At 68.4% G+C, this 18,194-nt stretch carries 20 protein-coding genes; 6 read left to right on the top strand and 14 right to left on the bottom strand.

Annotated features, from left to right (window positions below):
* The first annotated feature begins 28 nt into the window (after window positions 1-28).
* From moaA to RE429_RS15685, 3 genes are all read left to right on the top strand, one after another.
* Window positions 29-1,066, top strand: a complete 1,038-nt coding sequence (gene moaA / locus RE429_RS15675) for a GTP 3',8-cyclase MoaA (RefSeq protein ID WP_414471652.1) — start codon at window positions 29-31, stop codon at window positions 1,064-1,066.
* 102 nt (window positions 1,067-1,168) lie between these two features.
* The gene (locus RE429_RS15680) at window positions 1,169-1,984 is read left to right on the top strand and encodes a transporter substrate-binding domain-containing protein (RefSeq protein ID WP_414471653.1); all 816 of its coding nucleotides are present in this window, start codon (window positions 1,169-1,171) and stop codon (window positions 1,982-1,984) included.
* 198 nt (window positions 1,985-2,182) lie between these two features.
* Window positions 2,183-3,049, top strand: coding sequence for an NAD(P)-dependent oxidoreductase (locus RE429_RS15685; protein ID WP_414474222.1), 867 nt, complete (start codon window positions 2,183-2,185; stop codon window positions 3,047-3,049).
* 177 nt (window positions 3,050-3,226) lie between these two features.
* Here RE429_RS15685 and RE429_RS15690 read toward each other — a convergent pair whose 3' ends face one another.
* The 6 genes from RE429_RS15690 to cobT all read right to left on the bottom strand — a co-directional run bounded on the left by RE429_RS15690 (window position 3,227) and on the right by cobT (window position 8,965).
* Complete coding sequence (locus RE429_RS15690) at window positions 3,227-5,623, bottom strand: caspase family protein (protein ID WP_414471654.1); 2,397 nt, start codon at window positions 5,621-5,623, stop codon at window positions 3,227-3,229.
* A gap of 101 nt (window positions 5,624-5,724) precedes the next feature.
* Window positions 5,725-5,931: a hypothetical protein gene (locus RE429_RS15695; RefSeq protein ID WP_414471655.1), complete on the bottom strand. Its 207-nt coding sequence runs from the start codon at window positions 5,929-5,931 to the stop codon at window positions 5,725-5,727.
* Between the two features lie 13 nt (window positions 5,932-5,944).
* A complete protein-coding gene (locus RE429_RS15700) occupies window positions 5,945-6,736 on the bottom strand; it encodes an enoyl-CoA hydratase-related protein (protein WP_414471656.1) in 792 nt (263 codons plus the stop codon).
* Window positions 6,737-6,742: 6 nt separating this feature from the next.
* Entirely contained in the window at window positions 6,743-7,387 is a 645-nt protein-coding gene (locus tag RE429_RS15705) for a uracil-DNA glycosylase family protein (RefSeq protein WP_414471657.1), read from the bottom strand.
* A 46-nt stretch (window positions 7,388-7,433) separates the two neighbouring features.
* Window positions 7,434-7,943 (bottom strand): thermonuclease family protein, encoded by a 510-nt coding sequence (locus tag RE429_RS15710; RefSeq protein WP_414471658.1) that lies wholly within the window; start codon window positions 7,941-7,943, stop codon window positions 7,434-7,436.
* Window positions 7,940-8,965 (bottom strand): nicotinate-nucleotide--dimethylbenzimidazole phosphoribosyltransferase, encoded by a 1,026-nt coding sequence (cobT, locus tag RE429_RS15715; RefSeq protein ID WP_414471659.1) that lies wholly within the window; start codon window positions 8,963-8,965, stop codon window positions 7,940-7,942. Before cobT ends, RE429_RS15710 begins: the two co-directional genes overlap by 4 nt.
* A 132-nt stretch (window positions 8,966-9,097) precedes the next feature.
* Here cobT and RE429_RS15720 point away from each other — a divergent pair, with 132 nt between their 5' ends.
* From RE429_RS15720 to RE429_RS15730, 3 genes are read left to right on the top strand one after another with little or no spacing between them, the layout of a single operon-like run.
* The gene (locus tag RE429_RS15720) at window positions 9,098-9,934 is read left to right on the top strand and encodes an adenosylcobinamide-GDP ribazoletransferase (RefSeq protein WP_414471660.1); all 837 of its coding nucleotides are present in this window, start codon (window positions 9,098-9,100) and stop codon (window positions 9,932-9,934) included.
* 16 nt (window positions 9,935-9,950) lie between these two features.
* Entirely contained in the window at window positions 9,951-10,148 is a 198-nt protein-coding gene (locus RE429_RS15725) for a DUF1289 domain-containing protein (protein WP_414471661.1), read from the top strand.
* Entirely contained in the window at window positions 10,148-10,900 is a 753-nt protein-coding gene (locus tag RE429_RS15730) for a TIGR02281 family clan AA aspartic protease (RefSeq protein ID WP_414471662.1), read from the top strand. The genes RE429_RS15725 and RE429_RS15730 overlap by 1 nt, the downstream gene beginning before the upstream one ends.
* Here the strand turns inward: RE429_RS15730 and RE429_RS15735 are convergent.
* The 8 genes from RE429_RS15735 to xdhB all read right to left on the bottom strand — a co-directional run bounded on the left by RE429_RS15735 (window position 10,867) and on the right by xdhB (window position 18,193).
* On the bottom strand, window positions 10,867-11,664 hold the full coding sequence (locus RE429_RS15735; RefSeq protein WP_414471663.1) for an ADYC domain-containing protein: 798 nt from the start codon (window positions 11,662-11,664) through the stop codon (window positions 10,867-10,869). The genes RE429_RS15730 and RE429_RS15735 overlap by 34 nt on opposite strands.
* Before the next feature lie 51 nt (window positions 11,665-11,715).
* Window positions 11,716-11,946: a hypothetical protein gene (locus tag RE429_RS15740; protein WP_414471664.1), complete on the bottom strand. Its 231-nt coding sequence runs from the start codon at window positions 11,944-11,946 to the stop codon at window positions 11,716-11,718.
* Between the two features lie 177 nt (window positions 11,947-12,123).
* Complete coding sequence (gene dusA, locus RE429_RS15745) at window positions 12,124-13,134, bottom strand: tRNA dihydrouridine(20/20a) synthase DusA (RefSeq protein ID WP_414474223.1); 1,011 nt, start codon at window positions 13,132-13,134, stop codon at window positions 12,124-12,126.
* A gap of 94 nt (window positions 13,135-13,228) precedes the next feature.
* Complete coding sequence (gene ybaK, locus RE429_RS15750) at window positions 13,229-13,699, bottom strand: Cys-tRNA(Pro) deacylase (RefSeq protein ID WP_414471665.1); 471 nt, start codon at window positions 13,697-13,699, stop codon at window positions 13,229-13,231.
* 38 nt (window positions 13,700-13,737) lie between these two features.
* The gene (locus RE429_RS15755; RefSeq protein WP_414471666.1) at window positions 13,738-14,355 is read right to left on the bottom strand and encodes an urease accessory protein UreE; all 618 of its coding nucleotides are present in this window, start codon (window positions 14,353-14,355) and stop codon (window positions 13,738-13,740) included.
* Window positions 14,356-14,411: 56 nt separating this feature from the next.
* The gene (locus RE429_RS15760) at window positions 14,412-14,888 is read right to left on the bottom strand and encodes a nucleoside deaminase (protein ID WP_414471667.1); all 477 of its coding nucleotides are present in this window, start codon (window positions 14,886-14,888) and stop codon (window positions 14,412-14,414) included.
* 15 nt (window positions 14,889-14,903) lie between these two features.
* Window positions 14,904-15,869, bottom strand: coding sequence for a xanthine dehydrogenase accessory protein XdhC (gene xdhC, locus RE429_RS15765; protein ID WP_414471668.1), 966 nt, complete (start codon window positions 15,867-15,869; stop codon window positions 14,904-14,906).
* Window positions 15,866-18,193, bottom strand: a complete 2,328-nt coding sequence (gene xdhB / locus RE429_RS15770; protein WP_414471669.1) for a xanthine dehydrogenase molybdopterin binding subunit — start codon at window positions 18,191-18,193, stop codon at window positions 15,866-15,868. Before xdhB ends, xdhC begins: the two co-directional genes overlap by 4 nt.
* Between the last annotated feature and the right edge of the window lies 1 nt (window position 18,194).

Consider the following 18,194-nt stretch of genomic DNA (forward strand, 5'->3'; position numbering starts at 1 on the left):
GTGCGTCATCATCGAGGATATGTCCCTGATGCGGGGATCAACAATCGAGCTTCCAGGCACCTCCTCCGCCCCTGCCCTGCTGGACCCGTTCGGGCGCGCCGTGACCTATCTGCGCGTGTCGGTGACGGACCGCTGCGATTTTCGCTGCGTCTATTGCATGTCCGAAGACATGTCCTTCCTGCCCAAGCGCGACCTCCTGAGCCTCGAGGAGCTCGACCGCATCTGCACGGCCTTCGTCGGACAGGGCGTCCGCAAGCTGCGCATCACCGGCGGCGAACCTCTGGTGCGGCGGGACATCATGACCCTGTTCCGCACCCTCTCGCGCCACCTGGAATCCGGCGCCCTCGACGAACTGACCGTGACCACCAACGGCTCCCAGCTCGCGCGGTTCGCCCAGGAACTCGTCTCCTGCGGCGTCCGGCGCGTGAACGTCTCCATCGACACCCTCGACCCGGACAAGTTCCACCGCATCACCCGCTGGGGCAATCTCGCCAAGGTGCTGCAGGGGCTCGATGCGGCGCAGGCCGCCGGCCTCAAGGTGAAGATCAACGCGGTGGCGCTCAAGGGCGTCAACGAGGACGAGATCGAGAGCCTGATCGCGTGGACCCACGGACGCGGCATGGATCTGACCCTCATCGAGGTCATGCCGCTCGGCGAAATCGACGGGCAGCGCATCGATCAGTACCTCCCTCTCTCGGAGGTGAGGCGGCGCCTCGAGGCGCGCTATACGCTGCAGGATCTCGCCGAGCGCACCGGGGGGCCCGCCCGCTACGTGAAGGTTGCGGAGACGGGCGGCAAACTCGGTTTCATCACGCCGCTGACGCACAATTTCTGCGAGAGCTGCAACCGCGTGCGGCTGACCTGCACGGGACAGCTCTTCATGTGCCTCGGCCAGGAAGACGCCGCCGATCTGCGCGCGCCCGTCCGTGCTTCGGAGGACGATGCGCCGCTGAACCGGGCGATCCTCGACGCCATCGCCCGCAAGCCGAAGGGCCACGATTTCATCATCGACCGGAATCATGCCCGCCCGGCCGTCGGCCGCCATATGAGCATGACGGGCGGTTAGGCCCCGCCCGACGGCGGAGACCTGAAACATAAGGCTTTCTGTCAATTGACGGCGCGGCGCTTTTCCCATGACATCGGCGCTGAACGAACAGGCTGAGACATTGTGAACGCAGTCGAATTGGGGCGGAAAATTGCAATCTCCGCAGGATTTCTCGCAGCCGTTGCGGCAGGGCTCGCCGCGCCCAAGGCGTCAGCCGAAGAGGCCCAGCCTGCGCGCGCGCCGGCCATCCGCATCGCGATCGAGGGCGCCTACCCGCCCTTCAACTTCATCGACCCCAACAGCAACGAGCTGCAGGGCTTCGAGGTCGATCTGCTGAAGAGCCTCTGCGAGGCGATGCAGGCTCAATGCGACATCGTCCAGCACGAATGGGACGGCATCATCAAGGGCCTGCTCAACAACGAATACGACGCGATCATGTCGTCGATGGAGATCACCGATCGGCGCCGGAAGCGGATCGCCTTCACCGATCCCTATTACCGCATCCCCGCCGTCTTCATCGGCTCCAAGGAGGTCGCGCCGGGAGAGGTCACGCCGCAGGCGCTCGCGGGAAAACGGATCGGGACCATCGAGCGCAGCGATCACGAGGTGTATCTCAAGACCTACTACAAGAAGTCCGAGATCGTCCTCTATGCCAAGGCGGAGGAAGCCAATCTCGACCTGCTCGTGGGGCGGATCGATGCGGTGTTCGCGGACGAGCTTCTCCTCTCGAAGTTTCTGCAGAGCCGGGAAGGCGAATGCTGCCACGTGCTCGGCGATGCTCCCGCCGACCCGGCCTATCACCGGGAATCCTACGGGATCGGCCTGCGCAAGGACGATGAGGACTTGCGCGCCCGGTTCAACCGCGCCATCGCGCAGGTCAAGGCGAACGGCACCTACGACCTGATCCGCTCCCGGTATTTTTCCTTCGACATCAAGTAGAGCCCGTTTTCCTCCGCGCGTTCGCGTCCCGCAGCATCGGATCCGTCCGTGGCTCCCCTTTCCGGAAGTGCGCATCATGCTCCCTTCTGGGAAAGAGCGCATCGCTCATTGCGGACCCGAAGGGCCACGTTCGTGAAAACCGGGTCCACTTTTCCGCACGATGCGCTAAGAACCAAAGAGACGAAACGGGAGCTGATGATGGCGAAGGTCGCATTTCTGGGTCTGGGCGTGATGGGCTATCCCATGGCGCGGCATCTCAAGGACAAGGGCCACGAGGTGACGGTCTACAACCGCACGGCGGCGAAGGCCGACAGATGGGTGTCGGAGAACGGCGGCCGCGCCGCCACGACGCCGCGCGAGGCCGCAGACGGCCAGGAGGTCGTGTTCGCCTGCGTGGGCAACGACGACGATCTGCGCCAGGTCACCACGGGCGAGGACGGCGCCTTCCACGCCATGGGCAAAGGGTCGGTCTTCGTCGACCATACGACGGCCTCGGCGGAAGTTGCGCGTGAGCTCTACGCCGCCGCGAAGGACAAGGGCTTCGCCTTCATCGATGCGCCGGTGTCGGGCGGTCAGGCCGGCGCGGAGAACGGTGTCCTCACGGTCATGTGCGGCGGCGACGCCGACATGTATGCCAGGGTCGAGCCGGCGATCATGAGCTTCGCCCGCGCCTCGCGCCTGATGGGCCCGGCCGGCGCCGGCCAGCTCACCAAGATGATCAACCAGATCTGCATCGCGGGCCTGGTGCAGGGCCTCGCGGAGGGCATTCACTTCGGCCAGAAGGCCGGTCTCGACATCGAGGCGGTGCTGGACGTGATCTCCAAGGGCGCCGCCGGATCGTGGCAGATGGAGAATCGCGGCAAGACCATGAACCGGGGCAAGTTCGATTTCGGCTTCGCCGTGGATTGGATGCGCAAGGATCTGTCGATCGTGCTCAACGAGGCCCGCAGGAGCGGCGCGAGCCTGCCCGTCACCGCTCTCGTCGATCAGTTCTATGCCGATGTGCAGAAGATGGGCGGCAACCGCTGGGATACGTCGAGCCTCATCGCCCGGCTCCAGAAGTAAGCCCACCGGCTTTCGGCCGACATCATGAGAAAAGCGCCGGGACCTCACGGTCCCGGCGCTTCTCGTTTGCGGAGTTCCAGCACCGGACGTGAATTCGAACGCCCATCCGATGCTGTCAGTCTCTGTTTTCGAGCATCTTTTCACGCAAAACCGGTGCCCACTTTTGCGTTCGAGGCTCTAATTGTTTCCCTCGCAGGGCCGCCCCGGCTTGCAGGTCGGCCGGTTGTTGGCCGGCGCGGAGGGCCTGCGCATCTCCTCGCGGGCGGACGGCGCCTGCGGCGGGGCCGATTGCCGGAAGGCGGGGGCCTGCGGCTGCGGCCGGGCGACGGGCGCCATCCGAGGCTGAAGCCCCTCCCGGGGGTTAAGGCGCGGCTGCTCCATGGGAACCGGACGCGGCTGCGCCATCGGCCGCGGCATCTCCTGGCGAAGCTCGTGCATCGGCTGGACGGCGGGACGGGACGGACGCAGGCGCTCCTCCTCCCGGACGGTCGGGCGCCGAAGACGAGGATCATCGCGGCGGCCGTCGTCCATCATGCCGGGACGCGGGAGGCGCGGCGCGACGGGGCGCTCCTGCTCGTCGCCCGGACGCGGCGTACGCAGCGCGGCAGGACGTTCCCGCTCGACCTCCGGACGGACCCGCTCGACCTCCGGACGGAGCGGGCGGGCCGCGGAGGGCCTGTCCTGCCCCATCTCGGGTCGGCGGGGGCGCGGTGCGATCTCGGGGAAGTCCCGGGCCGAAGGAGCCGCGGACGGGCGGCCCGGTCGCGGCGCGGCCGGAAGCGGAGGCCTCGCCATCCGATCCTGCCGATCCTGCCGATCCTGCCGATCCTGCCGGTCCTCCACAGAGCGGTCGGGCCGTCCCGGAATTCGCGGAACCGGAGCCTCCGGGCGCGCAGCGCCGGGCGCGGGGCGATCCAGCTCGGGCCGCAGGGCCGTGGGCACGGGAATGGGACGGCTCGGCAGGCGGGCCCCGCCTCCCGGCTGGAAACCGGACAGCTCCCGGGTCGTCGGCTCCCGCGGGGCGACCGGACGCGCCACTACCGGGATCGGCTGGGGTTGCGCCGTCAGGCCCGGCTGACGCGGCACGACCGGCACCGGACGCAGGCCGCGAGGCGGACGAGGTTCGCCGGGTCGGCCCATCAGGGGAGCCGCGATGGGCGGCGGCATCACCGGAATGGCGACGGGACCGCGGGGGGTCACGGGCGCGATCGGCTGGTAGAACGAGCGCGGCGGACGGGCATAGCGCGGCACCGGGATCGGCGCCGGGATCGGCAGCACGCCGACCAGGATCGGAGGCGGCGGCGGCTCGCGGATGATCGTGACGAAATCCGTATCCTCATCGTCGTAATAGGACCGGAAATAGACCGGCGGCGGCGGCGGCGGCGGAGCCTCGCGGATGATCGTCACGACCTCCACGACCTCGACCCGCTCCACCACGGGAAGCGGCGGCGGCAGATCGTCGTAGACCACCTCCTCGAAGACCGGCGGCGGCGCGACCGGCGCGGACAGGCGGACGAGCCTGCGGCGGCAATCCGCGGCATGCGGGCCGTTCGGATAGCGGCGCAGATAGGTCCAGTAGGCTTCGTTGGTGTTGCGGCTCACCGTGCGGCGCCAGACGACCGCTTCGCGGCGGGCGGCCAGCAGCGCCGAGACCCGGCGGCCGAGCGGATGATCGGGATAGCGGCGCAGGAACGCTTGATAATCCTGGATCGTGTCGCGCTCGACGGCGATGTTGTAGGCCTCCTCGGCGGGCACCTCCTCGATCCGGCGCACCTCGCGGACGTAAGGCGGCACCGAGGCGGATTCCCCGGGCTCGAAGAACACGAAGGGCGTGTCCCCCAGATTGGCCATGTGCCAGGGCGTCTGCAGGCCCTGCGTGGTCTCGTGGGTGCGCAGGCGGACGCGGTTGAACATCTCGTCCAGGGGCACGCCGGGCTGGCGGATCGTTTCCGCGAGAGCCGTGGCGTAATGGCCGTAGGGCCCGGGCGCATCGCCGGTGGTGATGCCCGGAGCCGACGAGAAGGCGATCAGGAAGCCGGCAGGAGGCTCCATGAGGGCGAGGCCGCGGGCGACCGGATCGCCGCCTGCCGGCAGCGAGAAATCGCGCGCCATGTCGGCCACGACGATACGGGTCCGCGCCGGAACGCGCTCCAGCGAGCGGACCAGGTCCGACAGGCGAAAACCCTCGATCGGGATATCCGCGTCCCGCTGGATCCGGGCATCCACCGGCAGAAGATAGTTCTCGCCTTCGAGCTGAAGTCCGTAGCCCGAGAGATAGACCATCACCGCATCGTCGGTCCCGAGCTCCTGGGCCTTGTCCAGGAAGTCGCGCACCACGCCGCGCAGGTCGTTGGCGTTCAGATCGCGGCCCTGGACCACCTCGAAGCCGGCGCTGGTGAGCGTCTGGGCGACGAGACCCGCATCGTTGGCGGCGGTGGCGAGCGAGCGGCCGTCATAGGCGCTCTGACCGAGGACCAGCGCGAGCCGTTGCTGCGCAAAAGCCGGGAGGGCGGGTCCCGCAAAGGCCGCCAGGGCGAAGACGGCAAAAACGATAGCACGTTTCAGGTGAGGCACGGTGCGCGAACCTTTCTCGCTCGAAGAAGCGGGCATTGCACGGCAAAGTTAGGAAGATCCGCTTGAACGCCTCGTGAACGAACCGAGGCGGACTCGAGTCCCTATCGTCGGGTCACGGTGAGATAGACGATGAAGGCGCCGATCCCAAGGGCCAGCAGGGTGATGACCAGCTCCCGGGTCTCGCCCGTGAACGCCACGCCCCGGTACATGTCGGACAGGCGCTGGGCATGCTCCGGGTCGCGGCCCATGAAGAGCCCGATCACGACGGCCAGGGTTGCGAGAATGAGGATCCAGGGCAGACGACGCATGATGGCTTCCTCCTCACCGGCCTTCGAAGCGGGGAGCGCGCTTCCCGCGGAAGGCGGCGACGCCCTCGGCGAAATCGCGGCTGAAGCCAGCCTCCCGCTGGAGCCGGGCCTCGAGATCGAGCTGGGCCTGGAGGTCGTTGGAGAGGCTTTGCGCCACGGCCTGCTTGGTCAGGCGCTGCGCGAGGCCCGGACCTTCGGCGAGCCCGGCCGCGAACGCCGCCACGTCGACCGCGAAGGAGGCGTCGTCGAAGACCTTGAAGACGAGGCCCATCGTATGCGCATCCTCGGCCGGAACCGGCTCGGCGGTGAGCATGAGGGCAAGCGCCCGCTTGGGACCGACGAGCCGGGGCAGGATCCAGGTGCCGCCCGCGTCCGGCACGAGGGCGATCCTGGAGAAGGCCTCCTGAAGATAGGCGGAGCGCGCGGCCAGGACGATGTCGCAGGCGAGCGCGATGTTCGCGGACGCGCCGACCGCCGGGCCGTTGAGAGCCGCGATGGTGATCTTGGAATATTGGGCGAGCCTGAGGATCAGGGGATTGTAGTCGCGGGCGAGCGGCGGCCCGAGATCGATGCGGCCCTGCTCGTCCTTCGGCAGGGTCTCGGTCAGGTCCTGGCCCGAGGAGAACGCCCGGCCCTCGCCCGTGAGCACCACGACGCGCACCGCCTCGTCCTGCTCGCACCGGTCGAGCGTTTCCCGCAATTCGGCATGCATGGTGCCGTTCAGGGCATTCAGCTTGTCGGGCCGGGCCAGAGTGATCGTGGCGACAGGCCCTTCCACGGCGCAGCGCAGGGTCGTCAGAGTCATGTGGTCCTAAGCCTCCGAATGGTCGCGCTTGAACATAGAGCGGATTTCGGAGCGAAGAACAGGCAAAAGCTCCTCTTCGAACCAGGAATTGGTCTTAAGCCAGCCGTTGTTGCGCCAGGAGGGATGCGGGAGCGGCAGGATGCGCGGCTTCTGCGGATTTGCGAGAATCGAACGCCATCGCCGCACGGTCTCTGTCAGACCGTCCCGGAAATCGTCGCCCAGATGCCAGGCCTGGGCATATTGGCCGATGAGCAGGACGAGCTCGAGACGGGGCAGCGCCTGAAAGAGCGGCTGCCGCCAGGTTTCCCCGCATTCCCGCCGGGGGCCCAGATCCCCGCCCGTGGCGTCGTGCCCCGGAAAGCAGGCCCCCATGGGCACGATGGCGACCTTGGTCTCGTCGTAGAAGTCCGCCTTGTCGAGCCCCAGCCATTCCCGCAGCCTCGCGCCCGAACGGTCGTCGAACGGGATGCCGCTGGCATGGGCCCGGGTGCCGGGGGCCTGGCTGGCGATGCAAAGACGGGCCGAGGCGCTGCCCTGAACGATCGGGCGGGGTTCGTGAGGCAAGGCCCGGCCGTAGCGCGGCGCGTCGCGGCAGATGCGGCAGGCCCGGAGACGGCGTGCGAGGTCGTCGAAATCGGGACAGGGATCCATCCGTCTCAGATGGGGATTGCGGCGGGCTTTCGCGAGAGGCGGCCCTTCATCGGCCCGCGTGGGAGCGCCGCCACTCCTGGGGCCGCTCGAATTCGCCCGCCCAGAGGCCCGCGGCGCGGCTTCGCGCACGCGTCTCCTGCAGGTCGTAGTCGCGCCCATAGGAAACGGCCCAGCCCTCCTCCACCATGCGCGCCCCGATATCGCTGCCCTTCACGGTGCAGCGGGCGAGAACGCGCCGGTAGCGGTCGCGGCCGGACGAGCGGCATTGAACGCTCTCACCCGACACGATGTCGATGAGGGCCCGGCGGGCGGCGTCGCCGCAGCGATAGGTGCGCCCGGAGCGCGAGCAGGTCTGCTTCATCTCCGGCGCATCGATGCCCTTCAGGCGGATTCTGTTCCCGCCGATGCGGATCGTGTCGCCGTCGGTGATGGAGGCGCGCCCCTCCAGGGCGCGGTCGTTCGGCTTGAGGGCGACCACCGACCCGGCGGCCAGCGCCAGGGCGATGACCAGGGACGGGAGGCCGCTCCCTCCGGACCGGCGGCGACGCAGCCTCACGACAGGCGCTCGGAGACTCCCGCCTGGCCGAACGTCGCCATGTACCGATGGATGGCGGCGGCCGCCTTCACGATGCCCATCGCCAGCGCCGCCCCAGATCCCTCGCCGAGGCGCATGCCCAGCGCCAGGAGCGGGATCTTGCCGAGACGGGCGAGCACGTCCTGATGCGCGCCTTCCGCGCTCAGGTGACCGGCCACGCAATGGTCGATGGTCGAGGGGTGGATGGCATGGAGAACGGCGGCGGCAGCGGTCGCCACATAGCCGTCGAGCACCACGGGGATGCGCTGGAGGCGCGCGGCCAGGATCGCGCCCGCGATGGCCGCGACCTCGCGGCCGCCGAGACGGCGCAGCACCTCGAGTGGATCCTTGAGGTGCTCGCCATGGAACGCGACGGCGGCCTCCACGGCCGCGACCTTGCGTGCCAGGCCCTCGTCGTCGAGACCGGTGCCGCGTCCGACCCAATGCGCCGCCGGTCCCCCGAAGAGCGCCGTGTAGATGGCGGCCGCCACGGTGGTGTTGCCGATGCCCATCTCGCCGACCGCCAGAAGATCGGCTCCGCCCGCGATCGCCTCCATGCCGAAGGCCATGGTGGCGACGCAGGCCTTCTCGTCCATGGCCTCCGTCTCGGTGATGTCGCCGGTGGGCATGTCGAGGGCGAGGTCGAACACCTTGAAGCCGAGGCCGTAGGCCGCGCAGATCTGATTGATGGCCGCGCCGCCCGCGGCGAAATTCTCCAGCATCTGCCGGTTCACCTCCGACGGATAGGCCGAGACGCCCTTGGCGGTCACGCCGTGGCTTCCGGCGAACACGCAGACCAGCGGACGGTCCACGGTCGGATTGGGCTTGCCCTGCCAGGCGGCGAGCCACTCGGCCAGCCATTCCAGACGCCCGAGGCTGCCGGCGGGTTTCGTCAGCTGCCGGTCCCGCAGTCGCACGGCTTCGATAGCGGCCTCGTCCGGACCGGGCATGGTCGTGATCAGGCGGCGGATATCGTCGAAGGGCGAGGATGCGGGATCGGTCATAGGGGGCTCCGGCCCGTCGGGGCATTGCGGAATCTGATGAGGCGTGACCTATAAGCATTTTCCGGCCACGTGGACACCGGTCCGCGGCAAGAAAATGCGGTCCGGAAACGGCGCGACCGCATGGGGTGAAGCATGTCAGAGCCAATCGAAGTGCCGCAGGATGCCTCGACCGGCTTCTGGCGGTCCGTCACCGTCGATCTCGCGCACTGCCTGCGCTTCTATTCGCGCCTCCCGGTGCCGGTTCTGCCGTGGGAACAGAACGCCCATGCGCTGCCGGACTTCCCCCGTCTCGTCCGGGTCCTGCCCCTGGCGGGCTTCGTTCTCGGCATCCTCCCGGCGTTCGCCCTCGCCTTAGCCCATTTCCTCGCTCTCGGCCCCTGGCTCGCGGCGATCCTGGCGGTCGCGGCCGCGACCCTGACCACCGGGGCGTTCCATGAGGACGGCCTCGCCGACACCGCCGACAGCTTCGGCGGCTCGACCCGGGAGCGCCGGCTGGAGATCATGCGCGACAGCCGGATCGGCTCCTTCGGCGCCTCGGCCCTCTTCCTAGCCCTCCTGCTGCGCATCGGGGCGCTGGCGCATGTGACGATGGCCGCCGGCTGGACCGCCGGCGTCGTGGCCGTGCCGATCACGGCCGCCCTCTCGCGCGTTGCGGGCCTCATGCCCCTCGTCTTCCTCTCCTTCGCCCGCATCGACGGCGCGGCCCATGCGGTGGGGCAGCCCTCGCGGGAAAGCTTCTGGCTCGCCGCCGGGCTGGCGGGTCTGATCGCCGTTGCCCTCGGCCTGATCGGCGCTCTGCCGCCATCCGGCATCGCCCTGATGATCGTGCTGTCCGGGCTGGTGGGCTGGGGGTTCATCCGGCTCGCGGACAGGCATCTGGGCGGTCAGACCGGCGACATCGCGGGCGCGACCCAGCAGATGGCGGAGATCGCTGCGCTGATCGGCCTCTTGACCGCGCTTCGGCCGTAACGACATGTGAGAGATCATGGTTCGCGTCTCCAGCCCCTGCATCCGCGTCTGTTCCCTCGACCCCGAAACGGGGCTCTGCGAGGGCTGCGGCCGCACGCGCGAGGAGATCACGCGCTGGTACCGCCTGACCGAGGAGGAGCGCCAGCAGATCATGGCGGGGCTGCCGGAGCGCATGCGCGAGGCCTTCGCGCCCGAACGCGACAAGGCCGAGTGATGCCGGGGATCCGGGGCGCAGGCGGGTTGCTCCTGATCGCGGCGCTGCTGGTCGCGCTCTTCGCCGACAACAGCATCGCCGACCTCTCTCCCATGGAGGCCGCGGGCCTCATGGGCGTCGGCGGCATCAGCCTGATCCTTTCCGCCTCCATCATCGAAGGCTTCGGCGAGCACTGGACCTACGGGGTGCAGGCGAGCGCCGTGAGCGGCGGCGTGCTGATCGCGCTGCTTGTGATGTATGCCTCACGCAGCGAGTTGCAGACCGTTCTCGACCGCGCCATCGGCGACATCTCGGTCGGGCGCACGGTGGTGACGCCGGACGGCGAGGTCGTCGCGGCGCGCAAGACCGACGGCAGCTTCCTGCTTCAGGGCAAGGTCAACGGCCACGACACGCGTTTCGTGTTCGACACCGGCGCGAGCACCGTGGTGCTGCGCGCCGAGAATGCGATCGCCCTCGGGTTCAAGCCGGAACGGCTCGATTATTCCATTCCGGTCGCGACGGCGAACGGCGGGGCGCTCGCCGCTCCCGTCATCATCGACAGCCTGTCGGTCGGGCCGATCACCGAACGCAACGTCCGGGCGCTCATCGCCCGGGAAGGCGTACTGCACGCCAATCTTCTCGGCATGTCGTTCCTGGAGCGCCTCGGCTCCTACGAGGTGCGCGGCAACCGGCTGATCCTGAGGGCGGAGAACGATTCCGGCCCCGGGCGAACCGGCCGTCACCTGGGCGCGGGCACCGTCACCGCCGACTGATTGAAGATGAGCGCACGCGGATCCGCCCGCATGGCGTCCTCGCTGCAATGTTCCGGTCCCAGCCGCCCCCTGAGGCGCGGATAGCGCTCCGCGAGCTCATCGAGCGTGATGTTGTCGGGAATGCGCGGATGGGCGACGCAGACGGCCCCATCCGGCCCCCAGGCCGCCTCGAAGGCCATGCCGGGAGCGGTGCCGGGGTGCTGGATCGCGAAGCGGTCGTAGACATTGACCGGCGTGCCGTTTCTCGTGCTCGGGCGGTCGTCGCCCCCGTAATCGGCGCGCAGCAGATGGATGCAGGCCCGGAGAAGGTCGGGCATCGGCACACCCTCCCTCGCCTCCCACGGGCGATATCCGAACAGGACGCATTTGCCCTCGGCGCCGCTGGTGCAGGTGAGATTGAAGCCGCCCTTGCCGTCGGGGAATGCGAAGGCCGCGCGGCGACCGCCCGGATCGGGATGGCAGAGATCCGCCGTGCTCCCGTCCGCCTGCCGCACCGACATGCGGTAGAGCGGCAAAGGCGCGCGAAGAATGGTCCTGTCCTCCTCGAAGCCGTCGATCCGGACCTCCACGGGCTGCCCGCCCTGGCCGAGAACGAGAGTCAGGCCGACAAGACCGTCGCCGCGCAGGACCCGGCTGTCCTCCAGCCTCAGGACCAGCTCCGTGTCCTCGAGGCGGATCTGCCCTTCGAGGGCCTGCAGCTTTTGGCTCATCCCCCCGATGACGGCGAGAATCAGTCCGAGAGGAAGAGCAGCAGGTCCGCGCATCGTATCGCCGGCTCCCCGGCGCGCCGGGGAGCCGCTGATGGTTCGGTGGAGTTACTTGAGAACGACGCGCGAGCCGTCCGCCAGGACGGCGGCCTCGATCCTGTCGGAGGCGAGGCCCTGCGACGTGAGCCCGTTGAGGGTGACGCCGTTCGCGCTCACCCCGTTCGCGCCGTTCGGCGGCGGCCTTTCATCCTCGATCCCGGCGAACCAGGCCTGAGCCTCTGCGGCGGCGAAGAGCCCGAGCCCGAGAGCGAGGGCGGCGGATACGGAACGGATCTTCATGATGGTCTCCCATGATGTGCGGGCGACGGCCTTGAAGCTTGGCCGGTCCCGACACCCGCAAGGATAGACCGAATGTTGTTTCAGTAAAGTTTTTTGATACTATGTTTCATCATCGGGTGTGCGAAGCCGCACCAGATGTGCGAAGACGACCCAGATGTGCGAAGACGACTTGGACGTTCAGGCCGCATCCGCAGCTGCGCCGTCCTGGCCCGAGCGCTCCAGGGCGCGGGAGACATGCGCCACCGCATCCCGCAGGGTCTGGAGATCGGCTCCGGGCTTCACCGCCTCGGTCGCCAGATGGCGGCGGTAGGCCCGGGCTCCCGGGCGGCCCGTGAAGAGGCCGAGCATGTGCCGGGTGATGCTGCTCAGGCGCTCGCCCTTCTCCAGCTGCGCGGCGATGTAAGGCTCGTAGGCTTCGACAGCCTCGAAGCCGTCGGCCACCGGCGGCTCCTCGCCGTAGAGTTCCCGGTCCACGCCGAGCAGGATCTCCGGCTCGTGATAGGCGACGCGGCCCAGCATGACCCCGTCGACATGCGCGAGATGCCCGTGAATTTCCGCCCAGCTCTTGATGCCGCCGTTGATCGCGACCGGCAGGTCCGGCCGCGCCGCCTTGAGGCGGTAGACCCGGCCGTAATCGAGGGGCGGAATGTCCCGGTTCTCCTTGGGCGACAGGCCCTTGAGCCAGGCCTTGCGGGCATGGACCGTCAGCTCGTCGCAGCCGGCCGCGACCACGCATCCGGTCAGACGGTCGAGAGCCTCCTGCGTATCCTGATCGTCCACGCCGATGCGGCACTTCACCGTCACGGGCAGGGAGACGGCGGCCTTCATGGCCGCGACGCATTCGCCCACGAGCACAGGCTCCTGCATGAGGCATGCGCCGAAACGCCCGTTCTGCACCCGGTCGGAGGGGCAGCCCACATTGAGGTTGATCTCGTCATAGCCGAAATCGGCGCAGATCGCCGCGGCCTTTGCAAGCTCCGCCGGATTCGACCCGCCGAGCTGCACCGCCACCGGATGCTCCCTATGGCTGAAGCCGAGAAGCCGCTCCCGCGGCCCGAAGATGACCGCGCCTGTCGTGACCATCTCCGTATAGAGCCGCGCCCGGCGCGACATGATGCGGTGGAACGCGCGGCAATGCCGGTCGGTCCAATCCATCATGGGCGCAACGGTGAAGAATTTCTGTGTCATCATTCCAGCGGGGTCGGGACGGGTCGAACGGCCTTTTCCGATATGGGGACGGCGATCACAAGGAAAATAAGCGATCGGCAATGTCGCGGAGCCGTCAGAGCAGCTCCGCCACCCGGGCGCCCAGCGCCGAGACCGCATCCGCCGGCCTCAGCTTGACCTGGAGGCCGCGCTGACCGCCGTTCATGAAGACCTCCTCGTGGGCGAAGGCCGATTGCTCGACGAGGGTCGGAACGCGCTTCTTCTGGCCGAAAGGGCTGATGCCGCCCACGTGATAGCCGGTGATCCGCTCCGCGTCGGTGGGCTTCATCATCTGGGCCGCCTTGCCGCCGAGAGCCGCCGCGAGCTTCTTCAGGTTCACCTCCCTGTCGGAGGGGAGGACGACGCAGGCGGGCCTGCCGTCCACCAGCACCATCAGGGTCTTGAGAACGCCGCCGGGATCCACCCCCATGGCCTCGGCCGCCTGCAGGCCGATGCGCTCCGCGTCCGGATCATACGCATAGGTATGGACCGTGAAGGGAACGCCCGCCTGCTGAAGGGCCTGCGTGGCCCGGGTCGTCTTGGACATGAGATGGCAACTTGGGACGGCGTCAGGACAGGACGCGATCAGTGATCGTGCTTGTGGCCGTGCCCATGATGGCCGCCGCAGCCGCAACCATGACCATGCTCATGCTCATGGTGGCCATGCTCGTGACCGTGCGCGTGCCCATGATGCTCGTGCGCGTGGTCCTGATGATGGTGCTCATGAGCGTGGTCGTGATGCCCATGGCCGTGATGGTGGTGATCGTGGTCGCAGACATGGGTGCTGCGCTCCGGCCTGAACGGGCGCTCCACCGGTGTCACGGTGCAGCCCTGCCCGCGCGCCAGTTCCGCGAGAGCCGGATCGTTCTCGATATAGAGGGCATCGTTCGACATCTCGGCGAGGCCGTGGTTCGAGCCCAGATGCCAGGCGAGGCGCATGAGGCGAAGCGGGTTCTCGGCCTTCACCTCCAGCAGCGCCTCGGGCTTGGCCTTCACCTGAACCAGGCTTCCGTCCTCCAGGCGCAGCGCGTCGCCGTCGTTGATCGTGGTCTCCATGTCGAGATCGAGCAGGATTTCGGTCCCGCCCTCGGCCCTGAGCGCCGCCTGCCGGCGGTTTCTCGCCTCGTAGTCGAGGGTCACCGTGTCGACGACACGGTCGGCCTTCACGGCGGGCTTGCGGACGATGGTGGTGACGCGGGGCATGGGCTTGTCTCGGGTGATGGCTGGATGAGCGTTAGATAGGAAGCGCGGCGAGCCAGTTAATACTCGATCTTGTCCGCCTTGTCCGCCCAGGTGTCGAAGACGGCCTTGGCCTCAAGGGTCGGCAGGTGGTCCATGGGGATGAGGCGCTCCGAGACCGGCTTGGGAATTTCGTCGTAGATCAGGCTGTCGTCGAAGCCGATCGCGGCGGCGTCCTCGCGGGTATTGGCGAAGACGATGCGCGACACCCGCGCCCAATAGGCCGAAGCGAGGCACATGGGGCACGGCTCGCAGCTCGTGTAGAGCGTCGCGCCCTCCAGGGAAAAATCGCCGATCTCCTGGCAGGCGCGACGGATCGCCGTCACCTCGGCATGGGCCGTGGGATCGTTGGTGGAGGTCACCAGGTTCCAGCCCTCCGCCAGAACCTTTCCGTCGCGCACGATCAGGGCTCCGAAGGGGCCCCCGGCCCCCGCATCCATGTGCCGGCGTGACAGGTCGATGGCGCGCGCGAGATAGCGCTGGTCTTGCGTGTTCATGTCGCTCATGAAGCTTTATGTATCGCCTGGAAGGGCGAGAGGCGAGCGATTTCGGTCAAGCTGACGGCGCTCCCGCTCCTGGAGCAGCTGGACCGCCGTGGACGCGGCGATGACCGCCGGGTTCTTGTCGGCGATGCCGGGAATCCCGATGGGGCAGACCAGCGACGCGATTCTCTCCCGGGGCAGCCCGATCTCCCGGAAGCGCTTTTCGAACCGGGCCCGTTTCGAGGCGCTGCCGATCAGGCCCACATAGGGAAATCCGCGCCGCAGGGCCGCGGCCGTGATCGCCAGATCGAGCGGATGATCGTGGGTCATCACGAGGATGAACGAATCCGGCCGCGCCTCGTCGATCTCGGCCTCGGGGCTGCGCATGCGCACGGCCGCCGCATTCGCCGGGACATGGGACGGAAAGGCGCCGTCCCGGTCGTCGAGCCAGCGCACGGCAAACGGTAGGGGAGCGAGCGCCAGCACGAGCGCGCGGCCCACATGTCCCGCGCCGAAGAGCAGCACGGGCGTGCGATCCTCGCCATGGGTCTCGCGCCATTGCGCCCCCGGGCCCGCATCCGCCTCCGAAGCCAGCTCGCGCCGGACCCGCCCGTCCTCCATGCGGCACTCCACGTCGAAGGAGGCTCCCTTGTCCTCCGCTTCGACGAGCGGCGCGATGTCGTCGAGATCGCGCCCGTCGAAGGTCTCGATGAGGATCTTCACCCGCCCGCCGCAGCATTGGCCGAGATCGGGGCCGAGCGCCTGATCGACGATCCGCGCAGGGCCCCGCCCCCGGCCGAGCATCTCGCGGGCCAGGTCGAGCATGAGGAATTCGAGCTGCCCGCCGCCGATGGTGCCGTGGAACGCGCCGTCGGGCCGCACCACCATGTGCGCTCCCACCTCGCGCGGCGCGGAGCCCTTCACCTCGCGCACGCCGATCAGGGCTGCGGCTCCATGCCGCGCGACGATGTCGGCGAGCTGGCGCCAGACCCTCACCCCATGGGCCTCCCCCGCAGAGCCTCGCAGGCGCGCAGGATCGCCTCCGGGGTCGCGGGCGCGTTCAGCGGCACGGGCTTCGAGGGATCGAGCGCATGGACCGCGTCGGCGAGGGCGCAGAACACGCTGTTGGCGAGCATGATCGGCGGCTCGCCGACGGCCTTCGAGCGGTAGATCGTCTCCTCCCGGTTGGCATTGGGATAGAGCGCGACGCGAAAGTCTTCGGGCACGTCGGAGGCCACCGGGATCTTGTAGGTGGAGGGGGCGTGCGTGAGCAGGTGCCCGTCCTTGCCGAACACCAGCTCCTCGGTGGTGAGCCACCCCATTCCCTGCACGAATCCGCCCTCGATCTGGCCGATATCGATGGCCGGATTGAGGGAGCGACCGACATCGTGAAGGATGTCCGCGCGCAGAAGCCGGTTCTCGCCGGTCAGCGTGTCGACGACGACCTCGGAGCAGGCGGCGCCGTAGGCGAAATAGAAGAACGGCCGGCCGCGCCCCTTCTCGCGATCCCAGGTGATCTTCGGCGTCTTGTAGTGCCCCGCCTCAGACATCGGCACGCGGGCGAGAATGCACTTCTTCGCCAGCTCGTCGAAGGCGATGCTCTCGTTGCCGATGAACACGCGGTCGTCGCGGAACGCGATCTGATCCTCGGCCACGCCATAGGCTTCCGCCGCATGGGCGATCATGCGCGTCTTGATCGCGCCCGCCGCGACCTTCGCGGCCATGCCGTTGAGATCGGAGCCCGACGAGGCCGCCGTGGGCGAGGTGTTGGGCACCTTGGCGGTCGTCGTGGCGGTGATGCGCACACGCTCCATGGCGATGCCGAATTCCTCGGCCACCACCTGCGCCACCTTGATGTAGAGCCCCTGCCCCATCTCGGTGCCGCCGTGGTTCAGGTGCACGGAGCCGTCCTGGTACACGTGCACCAGCGCGCCCGCCTGGTTCATGTGCGTGAGCGTGAAGCTGATGCCGAACTTCACCGGCGTCAGCGCGATCCCGCGCTTCATGATCGGCGAGGCCGCGTTGAAGGCCGCGATGGCCTTCCGGCGCTCGCGGTATTCCGACGTCTCTTCGAGCATGCGCACGAGATTGCGGAGCGTGTCGGTCTCCTCCACCTCCATGCCGTAGGGCGTGAGGTTCTCGCCCGGCCGGTAGAAATTGGCATAGCGCACGTCGAGCGGATCGCGGCCCGTCGCCCAGGCGATCTGATCCATCACGTGCTCGACGGCGAGCATCCCTTGCGGGCCGCCGAAGCCGCGAAAAGCGGTGTTCGAGACCGTGTTGGTCTTCAGCCGCTTCGAGGCGACATGCACGGCGGGCATCCAATAGGCGTTGTCCGCATGGAACATGGCGCGATCCACCACGCCGGCGGAGAGATCCGCCGAATAGCCGCAGCGCGCGAGCAGATCGACGCCGTAGCCCTCAATGCGTCCCTCGCCGTCGAAGCCGACGCGCCAGTCGCAGCGGAAATCGTGCCGCTTGCCCGTGAGGATGAAATCGTCGTCGCGGTCCAGGCGGAGCTTGCAGGGACGGCCGGTGACGCGGGCGGCCAGCGCCGCCGTCACGGCCCATTGGGTTGCCTGACTCTCCTTGCCGCCGAAGCCGCCGCCCATGCGGCGGGTCTCGCAGGTCACATAGGAATCGGGAATATCGAGCACGCGGGCGACCACGTGCTGCACCTCCGTCGGGTGCTGGGTCGAGGAATAGACATGGATGTCGCCATCCTCGCCCGGGATCGCAAGCGCCACCTGCCCTTCAAGATAGAAGTGCTCCTGACCGCCCACCTGGAACTGGCCTGCGAGCCTGCAGGGCGCGGCCGCGACCGCCGCATCCGCATCACCGCGGCCGAAGGCGTAATCGGGCAGCACCGTCTCGCCGCGCTTAAGCGCATCTTCCACCGTGACGCTCGGCGTCTCGGACACGATCTCCATCACGGCCTTCTTCACCGCGCGCCGCGCGATCTCGCGGGTCGTCGCAACGACCGCGAACACCGCCTGGCCGAGGAAGCTGATCTCGCTGTCCACGAACAACGGATCGTCGCCGAAGGCAGGCGAGACGTCGTTCCTGCCGGGAATGTCCGCGATGGTGAGAACGGCCTTCACTCCCGGCGTGGCGCGCACGGCGGACACATCGAGGGAGACGAGCCGTCCGCGCGCTTTCGGGGCCTGGCCGATGGCCACATGCAGCGTGCCCTCCGGCTCGCGGATGTCGTCGATATACTGCGCGACGCCCTGCACGTGCTTGGAGCCGGAATCGTGCGGCAGGGGCTGGCGGACGTGGCGGAGCGTTTCCTGATCGATCGCCTTGGTGGGTGCGTTCATG

Source organism: Microvirga sp. M2, assembly GCF_047497095.1.
GTDB lineage: Bacteria > Pseudomonadota > Alphaproteobacteria > Rhizobiales > Beijerinckiaceae > Microvirga.

What these genes read in the sequence shown, in the direction of transcription:
- moaA (WP_414471652.1), top strand. Translation starts at nt 29, where the DNA reads ATGCGGGGATCAACAATCGAGCTTCCAGGCACCTCCTCCGCCCCTGCC.
- RE429_RS15685 (WP_414474222.1), top strand. Translation starts at nt 2,183, where the DNA reads ATGGCGAAGGTCGCATTTCTGGGTCTGGGCGTGATGGGCTATCCCATG.
- RE429_RS15695 (WP_414471655.1), bottom strand. Translation starts at nt 5,931, where the DNA reads ATGCGTCGTCTGCCCTGGATCCTCATTCTCGCAACCCTGGCCGTCGTG.
- RE429_RS15700 (WP_414471656.1), bottom strand. Translation starts at nt 6,736, where the DNA reads ATGACTCTGACGACCCTGCGCTGCGCCGTGGAAGGGCCTGTCGCCACG.
- RE429_RS15705 (WP_414471657.1), bottom strand. Translation starts at nt 7,387, where the DNA reads ATGGATCCCTGTCCCGATTTCGACGACCTCGCACGCCGTCTCCGGGCC.
- cobT (WP_414471659.1), bottom strand. Translation starts at nt 8,965, where the DNA reads ATGACCGATCCCGCATCCTCGCCCTTCGACGATATCCGCCGCCTGATC.
- RE429_RS15720 (WP_414471660.1), top strand. Translation starts at nt 9,098, where the DNA reads ATGTCAGAGCCAATCGAAGTGCCGCAGGATGCCTCGACCGGCTTCTGG.
- RE429_RS15725 (WP_414471661.1), top strand. Translation starts at nt 9,951, where the DNA reads ATGGTTCGCGTCTCCAGCCCCTGCATCCGCGTCTGTTCCCTCGACCCC.
- RE429_RS15730 (WP_414471662.1), top strand. Translation starts at nt 10,148, where the DNA reads ATGCCGGGGATCCGGGGCGCAGGCGGGTTGCTCCTGATCGCGGCGCTG.
- RE429_RS15735 (WP_414471663.1), bottom strand. Translation starts at nt 11,664, where the DNA reads ATGCGCGGACCTGCTGCTCTTCCTCTCGGACTGATTCTCGCCGTCATC.
- RE429_RS15740 (WP_414471664.1), bottom strand. Translation starts at nt 11,946, where the DNA reads ATGAAGATCCGTTCCGTATCCGCCGCCCTCGCTCTCGGGCTCGGGCTC.
- dusA (WP_414474223.1), bottom strand. Translation starts at nt 13,134, where the DNA reads ATGACACAGAAATTCTTCACCGTTGCGCCCATGATGGATTGGACCGAC.
- ybaK (WP_414471665.1), bottom strand. Translation starts at nt 13,699, where the DNA reads ATGTCCAAGACGACCCGGGCCACGCAGGCCCTTCAGCAGGCGGGCGTT.
- RE429_RS15755 (WP_414471666.1), bottom strand. Translation starts at nt 14,355, where the DNA reads ATGCCCCGCGTCACCACCATCGTCCGCAAGCCCGCCGTGAAGGCCGAC.
- RE429_RS15760 (WP_414471667.1), bottom strand. Translation starts at nt 14,888, where the DNA reads ATGAACACGCAAGACCAGCGCTATCTCGCGCGCGCCATCGACCTGTCA.
- xdhB (WP_414471669.1), bottom strand. Translation starts at nt 18,193, where the DNA reads ATGAACGCACCCACCAAGGCGATCGATCAGGAAACGCTCCGCCACGTC.